Consider the following 11,126-nt stretch of genomic DNA (forward strand, 5'->3'; position numbering starts at 1 on the left):
GAGTAAACTATGACAGAAGAAAAAAGTTTATTTCCAGAGATTAAAAAATTAATTTCTTTAGGCAAGGAAAAAGGTTATTTAACTTATGAAGATTTAAGTGAAGTTTTACCTGAGGATGTTGTTTCTAAATGTTTACAAGATGCTTTAAGTATATTTGATGAAATGGATATTGAAATTGTGGAAGAACCCCCTGAAAATCCTTCAGAACAATTTTCAGAAGAAGTCAATCAACAAGATGAAATATTTTCAGACTTTTCTGATATTGATGTTACACGTTATGTTGATCCTGTGAAACTATATTTAAAAGAAATGGGAGAAGTTCCACTTTTAAGTAGGGAAGAGGAGATAGAGATAGCAAAAGTGATTGAAAAGGGAGAAGAAGAAGTTTTAGATGCTCTTTTAGATTCTATGATTGGTATTAAAGAAATATTAAAATTAAGAGAAGGCTTAAAGAAAGGAAAAATAAATATTAAAGAAGTAGTAAGAGATTTGGATGAAGAAGAAAGGGAAGAAGAAGTTGAAAAAAAGAAAAAACAGGTAATTGCTATTTTGGATGAAGTAGCAGCAATTGAAAAAGAAAATATCCATCTACGTTACCTTTTTAAAAATAAAAGAATTAAAGAAGAGGATCGGAAAAAGATTGAAGAAAGATTAAAGAACAATAAAAAACGTATATGTCTTTGTCTTAAATCTATCAAATTAAATCGTAAGCAAATTAAAAATATTGTGAATCAATTGAAGCAACTTATGAAAGAAATAGAAACATATGAAGAAAATATGGCTGAATGTGTTTTTAAAACAGGGTTTCCATTAGAAAAATTAAAAAAAATAGTAGGCTATTTAAAGAAACATCCTGAAGAGAGAAATAATATAGCTCAGAAATTGAATGTAACTTTGGATGAGTTAAGCCTTATTGAACAAAAGGTTAAACAAGGACAAAGGGGGCTTTTACGTATAGAAGGTGAATCAAATATGGATATAAAAAAGCTTAGAGATATTTTACGTCGAGTTAAAGAAGGAGAAAGAAAAGCTCAAGAGGCAAAAAGAAAGCTTGTTGAGGCTAATTTGCGTTTGGTAGTAAGTATTGCTAAAAAATATACAAATCGTGGTCTTCATTTTTTAGATTTGATTCAAGAAGGCAATATTGGGCTTATGCGAGCAGTAGAAAAGTTTGAATATCAACGTGGTTATAAATTTAGTACTTATGCGACTTGGTGGATTAGACAGGCTATTACTAGAGCCATTGCTGATCAGGCAAGGACTATACGTATTCCTGTACATATGATTGAGACTATAAATAAATTGATAAAGATTACACGTTTACTTTTCCAAGAAAAAGGACGTGAGCCTACACCAGAAGAGATTGCTGAAAGGATGGAATTTCCAGTAGAAAAAATTAATAAAATTTTAAAAATAGCTAAAGAGCCTATTTCTTTAGAGACACCTATTGGAGAAGATGAAGATAGCCTGCTTGGTGATTTTATTGAAGACAAAAAAATTCTTCCTCCAGAAGATGCAGTGATAAGACTTGACTTAGCTAAACAAACAAGGAAAGTATTATCTACTCTCACTCCTAGAGAGGAAAAGGTATTACGAATGCGTTTTGGTATAGGTGAGAGAGCAGACCATACCCTTGAAGAAGTAGGTAAAGTATTTTCTGTGACAAGAGAACGTATAAGACAAATAGAGGCTAAAGCATTACGTAAAATGAAACATCCAAGTCGTAGTAAATTTTTAAGAAGTTTTTTGGAGGATTAAAATGAAAATCTCTAAAGCAGAGGTTGAACATGTAGCTAGATTGGCTAGATTAAAATTTAATGAAAAAGAATTGACAATGTTTACTGAACAATTGAATCAGATTTTGTTTTATATGGAAAAATTGAATGAATTAAATACAAAAAATGTAGAGCCTACTTATCATGCTTTGGCATTAAATAATGTATTTCGAGAAGATGAAGTGAAATCTTCTTTATCTACAGAAAAGGTGCTCAATAATGCTCCACAAGCAGATAAAGATATGTTTGTAGTACCAAGAGTGATTTAAATGCTGGCAGAAAAAAGTATTTCTGAACTGCATAATTTACTTAAAAAGAAGGAGATTCGTCCTTGTGAAATTGTAGAAGATATTTTTAAAAGGATTGAACAGGTTGAAAATAAAGTAAAAGCTTATATCACCCTTACTCATGAATTAGCCTTAAAACAAGCAGAAGAAGCAGAGAAAAAAATATTATCTGGAGAAATTACAATCCTTACTGGTATTCCTTTAGCTATTAAAGATAATATCTGTACTGTTGGTATAAAGACAACATGTGCTTCAAAAATTTTAGCTGATTTTATCCCACCTTATGATGCTACTGTAATTAAATGGCTTAAAGAGGCCGGAGCCATTATAATAGGAAAAACTAATATGGATGAATTTGCTATGGGTTCTTCCACTGAAAATTCTGCTATGCATCTTACCTACAATCCTTGGGATCTTGAAAGGGTGCCTGGTGGTTCAAGTGGAGGCTCAGCAGCTGCAGTAGCAGCAGATGAATGTATTGGGGCACTTGGTTCAGATACAGGTGGTTCTATTCGGCAACCTGCTTCTTTTTGTGGTGTTGTTGGGTTAAAACCTACTTATGGACTTGTTTCTCGCTTTGGTCTTGTTGCGTTTGCTTCATCTTTGGATCAAATTGGGCCTCTTGCTAAAAATGTGACTGATGCTGCTATTCTGCTTTCAATAATAGCTGGACATGATGAATATGATTCAACTTCTGCTCCAATAGAAAGAAAAGATTATACTAAAGATATAAAAAAAGAAATAAAAGGTTTTCGTTTAGGAGTAATAAAAGAAGCTATGGAGGTTGGTGGTTTAGATACATCTGTAAAGGAAGTTTTTGAAAAAAGCATAAAAGTCTTTTCTGAGCTTGGAACAGAAATAAAAGAAGTTTCTTTACCTCATTTAGAATATGCTGTAGCTGTCTATTATATCATTGCTCCAGCTGAAGCAAGTTCAAATCTTGCTCGCTATGATGGTGTAAAATATGGCTTTCGAGAAAAATCAGCTAAAAATCTTTTTGAGATGTATTGTGAGACAAGAGCACAAGGATTTGGTGCAGAAGTAAAAAGACGTATTATGCTTGGAACTTATGCACTTTCTGCAGGTTATTATGAAGCTTATTATAAAAAGGCATCTCAAGTACGAACCTTAATTAAAAAAGATTTTGAAAAAGCATTTGAAGAGTGTGATTTTCTTTTAATGCCTGTAGCCCCAACACCTGCTTTTAGAATTGGAGAGAAAATAAATGATCCTTTACAAATGTATCTTTCAGATATATTTACTATTCCCATTAATTTAGCTGGTTTAGCAGCTATTTCTGTTCCAGCTGGTTTTAGTAATGAAGGTCTACCTATTGGTTTGCAAATAATTGGTCCTCATTTTTCTGAAAATCGTTTATTACAAACTGCCTACCAATTTGAAAAGGCAATTTCTTTAAAAAGAAAACCTCCATTATAAAAAATCGAACTTTATCATAAATTTATCCGATAATATTTACGAATAATGTGTTAATTAAGGAGGTGGTTTATGAGAAAAGAAAGAGGTTTTACATTAATAGAGATAGCTATTGTTTTGGTGATTATTGGTTTACTTATAGGAGCTATTTTAAAAGGACAAAGCATGATTCAAAATGCTAAGATAAAAAGGGTTAAATCAGATATTGATGGCATAGCAGCTGCTGTTTACAGTTACCAAGATAAATATGGTTTTTTACCAGGTGATGATCCCATAGATAGATTTAGTTTAAGTTGTACTGGTGATGCTGATGGCATTTGGGACTGGGCAGAAAGAATTTGCGCATGGAGGGAATTAATTGCCGCTGGTTTTGTCTCTGGGGATGCCTCTTTAACTTCAGAAACGCAAGTAGCGAAAACATCGCCATTTGGTGGGAGATATTTATTTAGATATAATGGAACATTAGGTAAAAATTATATTTTAGTAGATAATATTCCTTCTGATGCTGCTGAAAGTTTAGATCAACGATATGATGATGGTATATATAATCAAGGTGATATTCAAGCAAATGCTGATTATACTGGTGGATTAAGGGATATGTACTGGTATGTTTTTTGATTGGAGGAAAATATGAAAAAGGGTTTTACTTTGATTGAATTAGCTATTGTTTTAGTAATAATTGGTATTTTAATGGGAGCTATTTTAAGAGGACAAGCATTAATAAAAAGTGCAAAAGAGAAAAATTTTTTTTCTAAACTTAGGTATATTGCTTCTGCTCAGTTTACCTATTTAGAGAGGATGGGAAGATATGCTGGAGATAGCAGCGATCCACCAGATGGTATTATAGATGGCACACATTCTCCTCCAACAAGTTGCGATTGCAGTTCTATTACTATAAGTTCAAATGCATGGTGCCAGTTAGTATGTCAACAACTTCTTCAACTTAATGATGGTAGACATATCTTTAATGGAACTTTTTCTCTTCAAGGAGGTGTTGCACCTTATCCTAATTATAATCGCATTAATGCTACAAGGGTTCCGTGTTGGGTAGCCCAATCTATTGATATCAAAATAGATGATGGAGTTTCTAATTCAGGAAATATTAGATGGGATGGTGGTGCCTATTGTCCTACTGATCCTAATAGTGCAAATACGCTTCACTGGTGGTTTGATAGATAAATGTTAAAAAGAAAAAATGGATTTACTTTAATAGAAATAGCTCTAACCTTAGTTATTGTTGGTATCCTTTTAGGATTATCTTTCACATTAATAAATGGTTTATCTAAAGTAAATCGGACAAAAAAAACAAAAAATAATATGGAGATAATAAAAGAGGCTTTAATTGGCTATTTATTAAGCTATAGAAGATTCCCATATGCAGATACATCTTCGCCTTTAGATGGTAAAGAAGACATTGATCAATATGTAGGTAAATTACCTTTTTTAACCATAGGTGTTTCTAAAGCAGATGCATTTGATGCCTATGGTCGTGTATTTGATTATGATATAAGTGGAAGTGCAACAACTAATGGTAAGCTTACAGATACTACTTCTCAAAATATCTGCCATCAATTACAAGCTTTTATAAATGGTACTAGCACTGCTACAACACGTATAACTTTAGATGGTTCTAACTTTATACCAGTAGCCTTTGTACTTTTAGCTCCAGGAAATAATAAACAATATGAAGGAGAAAATAATGATGCTGATAGAGATTATGAGGCAAAAAATATTAGTTCTGATGATCTGCTTATGTGGATAAGTTTTTCTGAAATCTATGCTCGCCTAGATTGTGGAAGTGAATTTTATACTGTTTTAAATAATGGAGCTTCTTCTATTTATGTTAAAGGTGGTAAATACATTGGTTGCACTGAAATAGCTGTAGGTGATCAGTGTTATATTCAAAAAGAAACTATTGCTTATGCAACTAACAATGACTGTTTATTAGATTTAAATCCTATTTTTGATTTTGATGCATGTGAAAAAATAGACTTTTCTGAAACAACACCTCAAGGCAATCGAAATACAAAATTACGTTGGAATGGGATTTCTCTTTTAGATAATTAAGCTCTTTGACAATTTTTCTTATTTATGGCATGTTTTTTTTGTGGCTAAGGTTGGAGAAATCTTAAAAAAAGTTCGTGAAGCAAAAGGAATTTCCCTTGAATCAATAGCTGCTGAAATAAAAATACCAATCTATTATTTAAGAGCAATTGAAACAGGAGATTGGGAAAAACTTCCTGCTTCAGCATATGTAAAAGGTTATTTGCGTCTATATGCTAATTATTTAGGATTAAGTCCAGAAAGAATCATTGCTCAATATGAAAAAGAAACAGAGCCTATTGTTATTTCTGTAGAAACAAAGCCTAAAAAAAAGTTTAATTATATTACCTTAATTATTATTCTATTTTTTTTAGGATTAATTACACTTATCTTAACTATAATTAGTGAAACATCACATGAACCATCAATCTCTACTATTTCTCGTGAGTTGCCTAAAATAACACCTCCCTCACCTCCTCCAAAAGCAGAAGCAAGAATAGAAAAAACACCTTCTTTTTATGTAAAACGCATTTATATATGCGAAGGTATAAAAAATAGAGAGCCAATAAACCCTGCTAAGGTTTTTAAAATTAAAAAAATCACTTATTTATATTGTTTTACTGAAATTGTTGGGGCAAGAAAACCTATAGAAATTAGACATGTTTGGTTTTATAAAGGAAAAGCAGTAATGGGTATTAATTTGCCTGTAAAAGGAAAAAGATGGCGTACTTGGAGTAAAAAGATTATTTATCCTGATTTAAAAGGACAATGGGAAGTTATTATTTTTGGTCCAAAAAAGGAGAGATTGGCAAGTATCAAATTCAGAATAGAATAAAATGGAATATCAAGAAAAAGTAAAAAAAGCGGTCAAATATATTCAAAATAAAACCAATTTTTCTCCTGAAATAGCTATTATTTTAGGTACTGGACTTGGAGGAATAGCTAGTTTAATAAAACCAGAAATAATTATTCCTTATACAGAAATTCCACATTTTCCTATTTCAACTGCTCCTAGTCATAAAGGTAGAATAATTTTAGGTTTTTTAGAAGGTAAAAAAATATTAGCCTTTCAAGGGCGTATTCATTATTACGAAGGTTATGATTTAAAAGAAGTAACCTTTCCAGTTAGAATTTCAGCTTTATTAGGAGCAAAATTATTAATTATTTCTAATGCTGCAGGTGGTTTGAATCCCCTTTTTAAAGAAGCAGATTTAATGGCTATTGTGGATCATATAAATCTTATGGGTGCCAATCCTTTAAGAGGCCCAAATGTAGATGAATGGGGAGTGAGATTTCCAGATATGGTTGCTCCTTACGATAGGGAACTACTTAATCTTCTTGAGAAAGTGGCATTAGAGGAAAAGATAAAATTACAAAAAGGTGTTTATGTAGCTGTAGCTGGCCCAAGTCTTGAAACAGCAGCAGAAACTCGTTTTTTGCGTTTAATTGGAGCGGATGCAGTTGGCATGTCTACAGTACCAGAAGTAATTGTTGCTGTTCATCATGGTCTACGAGTATTAGCTATTTCAGTCATTACTAATGTGAATTTGCCAGATAATTATCAGCCTGCCCCTATTGAAAAGGTAATTGCTACAGCTAAAAAAGCTGAAGAAAAATTAATAAGGCTTTTAAAACATTTTTTAAAAGTATTGGAAGTATAATGGAAAGAATTGATTTACTTATTTCTGCAAAATATGTCTTGCCAATGGAAGATGAAACAATACTTTTTGAAGCTGGTGTAGCTATTAAAGGAGAAAATATTATAGCTGTTGCTCCTATTAAAGAGCTTTTAAAAAAATTTATTCCTTTAAAACATCTCCATTATGAAGATGGTCTTATATTACCTGGGCTTATCAATGGTCATACTCATATTGCCATGACTCTTTTCAGAGGGATAGCTGATGATCTTCCTTTAATAGATTGGCTTACAAAATATATCTTTCCTTTAGAAAAACAACTTAAGCCTGAATGGGTTTATTGGGGTGCATTACTTGGTTGTGCTGAGATGATTTTTTCTGGTATTACTTGTTTTTGTGATATGTATCTTTTTGCTGATATGGTGGCTAAAGCAACAGAAAAAGCAGGATTAAGAGCAATAATTGGTGAAGTTCTTTATGATTTTCCTTCTCCTAATTATGGCCCTTTAGAACAAGGTTTTCTTTATACAAAAAGACTTATTGAAAAATGGCAATCACATCCTTTAATATCTATAGCCATTATGCCTCATGCAACTTATACTTGTAGTCCTTTTTTACTAAAAAAAGCTAAAGAAATAGCTGAAGAATATCAAGTACCTTATGTGATTCATCTAGCTGAAACCAAAGATGAAGTAGAAAAAATAAAACAGAAATATGGTTGTACACCAATAAAACATCTAGCTAAATTAGGTATCTTAAATGAACATTTAATTGCTGCTCATTGTGTCTGGTTAACAGATGAAGATATTAAACTTTTAAAAAAGTACCATGTGAAAGTAATTCATAATCCAGAAAGCAATTTAAAACTTGCCTCTGGTATTGCTCCTATTCCCAAACTTTTGGCTGAAGGAGTTACCTTAGGACTTGGTACTGATGGTCCAGCCAGTAATAATGACCTAGATTTATTTTCAGAAATGAGTACAGCTGCTCGTATTCATAAATTTAATCAAGGTGATCCTACAGTAGTTTCTGCTTGGGAAATTTTAAAAATGGCTACAAAAGAAGGTGCCAATGCTTTAGGTATTTCAAAAATAGGTAGTCTTGCTCCTGGAAAAAAAGCAGATTTGATTGTTATTGACTTAAATCAACCACATCTTATGCCAGTTTATAATCTTGTCTCTCACCTTGTTTATGCAGCTAGTAGTAATGATATTCTTACTACTATTGTTAATGGAAAGGTTCTTATGGAAAATAAAAAATTATTAACTCTTGATTTAGAAGAAATTTATGGACATATAAAAGATTTGACAAAAGATAAATTTATGATACTTAAGCCTTATTATGAAAAAGGTAATAATGACAGCTGATGAAATAAAAAGAACACTGTTGCGAATTGCCTATGAAATCATTGAACATAACAAAGGAGTTGAAAATTTAGTATTAATTGGTATCCATACTGGAGGGGCTTTTTTAGCAAAAAGACTTCAAAAAATGATGGCAGATATTGAACCCCCCTTTCTTCCTTTAGGTACTCTTGATATTAATCTTTATAGAGATGATTGGACTCGATTATCACAACAACCTATTCTTAAAAAGACAGAAATTCCTTTTAGTGTTGATGAAAAAAATGTAATTCTTGTTGATGATGTTATTTTTACTGGTCGTACTATTAGAGCAGCAATGGATGCTATTATAGACTTTGGTCGTCCACAGAAAATAGAAGTAGCTGTACTTATTGATAGAGATCATAGAGAATTGCCTATTATGGCTAATTATGTTGGGCTTTATGTGCCAACTTCCCGTGATGAAAGAGTAGATGTATTTTTAAAGGAGAAAGATGGAAGAGATGAGGTGGTGATTGTTCGATAAAGTTGACAAAAAAGCAGGATTAAGTTACTTTTAAATAGGCGCCTGTAGCTCAGCAGGACAGAGCAGCGGACTTCTAATCCGCGGGTCGGGGGTTCGAATCCCTCCAGGCGCGCCAGATTTTTTTGATGTTTATCTTCACCTGTTACCATTTTGCTACCAAAAATTGTTTCACCCAGTTTTTTTGCCGCTTCATAATTCGTGGCTTCCATCAGGTGACCGTAAGTGTCAAGGGTTACCTTAATGGATGAATGGCCCATCTGCTGCTGTATATACTTTGGATGCTCTCCCTGCTTTATCAGAAGGCTCGCATAGGTATGTCTCAGGTCGTGAAACCTTATCCTCGGAAGTCCCGACCTCCTGAGTGCGGGATAGAATATATTTCTCAACATATTTCTGGCATCCATGGGATTTCCATTTTTTGTCGGAAATACCAGATCATATTTGCTCTTCGGGCATCTTAGCTTCCATTTCTTAAGCTCAAGCACGAGTTGTGGCGCCATATCTATCCTTCTTCTGGATGCCTTTGTTTTTGGCTCATAAAATCTTCCATTCTGCAGAGTCCTGCGAACGCATATCTGTCTATTACGCCAGTCAATATCACCCCATTTCAAGCCCAGAATTTCGCCTTCCCTCATCCCGGTAAGAACCGCTGTCATCAGCAAGGGCCTGTGCTCTTCCTTTGCATTTGAAATAAGAAGCCTTATTTCCTCAGGCGTTAAATACCGCTTTTCGTCAGCCTCCTCCCTGCTTCCACTCAGCCTCTGGATATAAGAGACGGGATTTCTGTCAATAAGGCCATGTTTTACGGCATATCTCATTACTGTCCCAAGGGTGGTGATTGTTTTGTTTATCGTTGCTTTGCTTACACCTTCTGAAAGCCTTTTTGCCATGTATTTCTCAATAAGACTCACATCAATTCTGTTTATTTTAATATCGCCAAAGAAGGGCAGGAGATGGTTATCAAGATGGTTTCTGTAATACCTTACTGTCTTCGGCCTTTTGTTCGGGACAACAATCATCTCATACCATGTCTCCGCAACCTCTTTAAATGTTTTTGTCCTTTTCTCCGGATTATATGTTCCCTTCCCTATTTCAACAAGAATCCGGGCAAGCCTCTGTTCTGCTTCTTTTTTGGTTTTACATGTTTCCCAGTGTCTTTTACCGAACTGGTCATAATAATCAAGAATCCATTTCCCTCTCCTTTTTCTTATGCAGGCCATTTTTAACCTAGTTCAATTGCTTTTCTTACCAAATCAATAAATCTTGATAATATTCCTTCTATCTCCTTCCTTGTTTTTGCCGGATGGGTATTTTTTCTGCAGTGTGCCACCTCATTTCTCAGCCGGGTGTAAATGGTTTCAGGTTTCCCATCATGCGGGCTTTCAGTAACCTCGACATCCAGGTCAATTTTTTGAATAAATTTATCAACTTTCTTTTGATTATCTCCGCACATCACAAGTAAAATTGAGTAAAGAAACAAAAATCTGGTTACAGGATCGGGACTCTGCAGGGCAAAGCGGAACAGATTGAAATATCGAGTTCCAAGGAGTTCTTCTTTTTCTAAATCTTTTTTTAGATTCTCAGTTGATTCTGGGCCGAGTTTGCGAACTGCCGATACACTACATGCCATATGTATAGTATCACTTAAATGGACATCTACTAACTTAGAACCATTCTTGGTTGCTGCCTTACGCTGTATGGACCCGCCGGAGTACTGCGCACTACCAACAGGAACATTCAGTTTAAAAGCCAGCCTGTCCAGAATTTCTTCAACCATATTTTGTGTTAGTCTGTGTGACTCCTCTGGCGAAGCAACACCCTTAACAAAAAATCTAATTTTTACTTTCTCACCGGTTGCTTCTATTCGGATTTTTTCTACGGATGGATGTCTTCCGTCAATCTCAAATGGATCAAAAATCACTCCATCTATATCAGCAGTGTAATTAATATAACCTCTATGCATATCGCCCCTCTCCTATGAACTTAACCAAATTTCCGCTCTCGCTCAAGGGGGAACTGCAGGATCACCTCTGCGACTGCTCCTTAAGCCAGGAAAGCACCTCATAAAGGTTAAATCTTAC

11 protein-coding genes and 1 tRNA gene are annotated in these 11,126 nt (G+C 33.9%); 11 read left to right on the plus strand and 1 reads right to left on the minus strand.

Annotation, left to right across the window (positions count from 1 at the left end):
• Positions 1-9 precede the first annotated feature (9 nt).
• From rpoD to LWW95_09570, 11 genes are all read left to right on the plus strand, one after another.
• Positions 10-1,758 carry an RNA polymerase sigma factor RpoD gene (gene rpoD, locus LWW95_09520; GenBank protein ID MDL1957263.1) on the plus strand — a complete coding sequence of 583 codons (1,749 nt, stop codon included), beginning with the start codon at positions 10-12 and terminating at the stop codon, positions 1,756-1,758.
• A 1-nt stretch (position 1,759) separates the two neighbouring features.
• A complete protein-coding gene (gene gatC, locus LWW95_09525) occupies positions 1,760-2,044 on the plus strand; it encodes an Asp-tRNA(Asn)/Glu-tRNA(Gln) amidotransferase subunit GatC (GenBank protein MDL1957264.1) in 285 nt (94 codons plus the stop codon).
• The gene (gatA, locus tag LWW95_09530) at positions 2,045-3,499 is read left to right on the plus strand and encodes an Asp-tRNA(Asn)/Glu-tRNA(Gln) amidotransferase subunit GatA (GenBank protein ID MDL1957265.1); all 1,455 of its coding nucleotides are present in this window, start codon (positions 2,045-2,047) and stop codon (positions 3,497-3,499) included. It begins immediately after the preceding gene.
• 69 nt (positions 3,500-3,568) lie between these two features.
• The gene (locus LWW95_09535) at positions 3,569-4,114 is read left to right on the plus strand and encodes a prepilin-type N-terminal cleavage/methylation domain-containing protein (GenBank protein MDL1957266.1); all 546 of its coding nucleotides are present in this window, start codon (positions 3,569-3,571) and stop codon (positions 4,112-4,114) included.
• A 12-nt stretch (positions 4,115-4,126) separates the two neighbouring features.
• On the plus strand, positions 4,127-4,675 hold the full coding sequence (locus tag LWW95_09540) for a prepilin-type N-terminal cleavage/methylation domain-containing protein (GenBank protein ID MDL1957267.1): 549 nt from the start codon (positions 4,127-4,129) through the stop codon (positions 4,673-4,675).
• A complete protein-coding gene (locus LWW95_09545) occupies positions 4,676-5,563 on the plus strand; it encodes a type II secretion system GspH family protein (protein ID MDL1957268.1) in 888 nt (295 codons plus the stop codon). It abuts the gene before it with no gap.
• 40 nt (positions 5,564-5,603) lie between these two features.
• Positions 5,604-6,374, plus strand: a complete 771-nt coding sequence (locus LWW95_09550; GenBank protein ID MDL1957269.1) for a DUF2914 domain-containing protein — start codon at positions 5,604-5,606, stop codon at positions 6,372-6,374.
• 1 nt (position 6,375) lies between these two features.
• Entirely contained in the window at positions 6,376-7,200 is an 825-nt protein-coding gene (locus LWW95_09555) for a purine-nucleoside phosphorylase (protein MDL1957270.1), read from the plus strand.
• The gene (locus LWW95_09560) at positions 7,200-8,543 is read left to right on the plus strand and encodes an amidohydrolase (protein ID MDL1957271.1); all 1,344 of its coding nucleotides are present in this window, start codon (positions 7,200-7,202) and stop codon (positions 8,541-8,543) included. Before LWW95_09555 ends, LWW95_09560 begins: the two co-directional genes overlap by 1 nt.
• A complete protein-coding gene (gene pyrR / locus LWW95_09565; protein ID MDL1957272.1) occupies positions 8,518-9,045 on the plus strand; it encodes a bifunctional pyr operon transcriptional regulator/uracil phosphoribosyltransferase PyrR in 528 nt (175 codons plus the stop codon). The genes LWW95_09560 and pyrR overlap by 26 nt, the downstream gene beginning before the upstream one ends.
• Positions 9,046-9,083: 38 nt before the next feature.
• Positions 9,084-9,160: transfer RNA gene (locus LWW95_09570), tRNA-Arg, on the plus strand.
• A gap of 1,107 nt (positions 9,161-10,267) precedes the next feature.
• Here LWW95_09570 and LWW95_09575 read toward each other — a convergent pair.
• Positions 10,268-11,008 carry a hypothetical protein gene (locus tag LWW95_09575; protein MDL1957273.1) on the minus strand — a complete coding sequence of 247 codons (741 nt, stop codon included), beginning with the start codon at positions 11,006-11,008 and terminating at the stop codon, positions 10,268-10,270.
• Positions 11,009-11,126 lie beyond the last annotated feature (118 nt).

The organism is Candidatus Desulfofervidus auxilii (assembly GCA_030262725.1).
Classification (GTDB): Bacteria; Desulfobacterota; Desulfofervidia; order Desulfofervidales; family Desulfofervidaceae; genus JAJSZS01.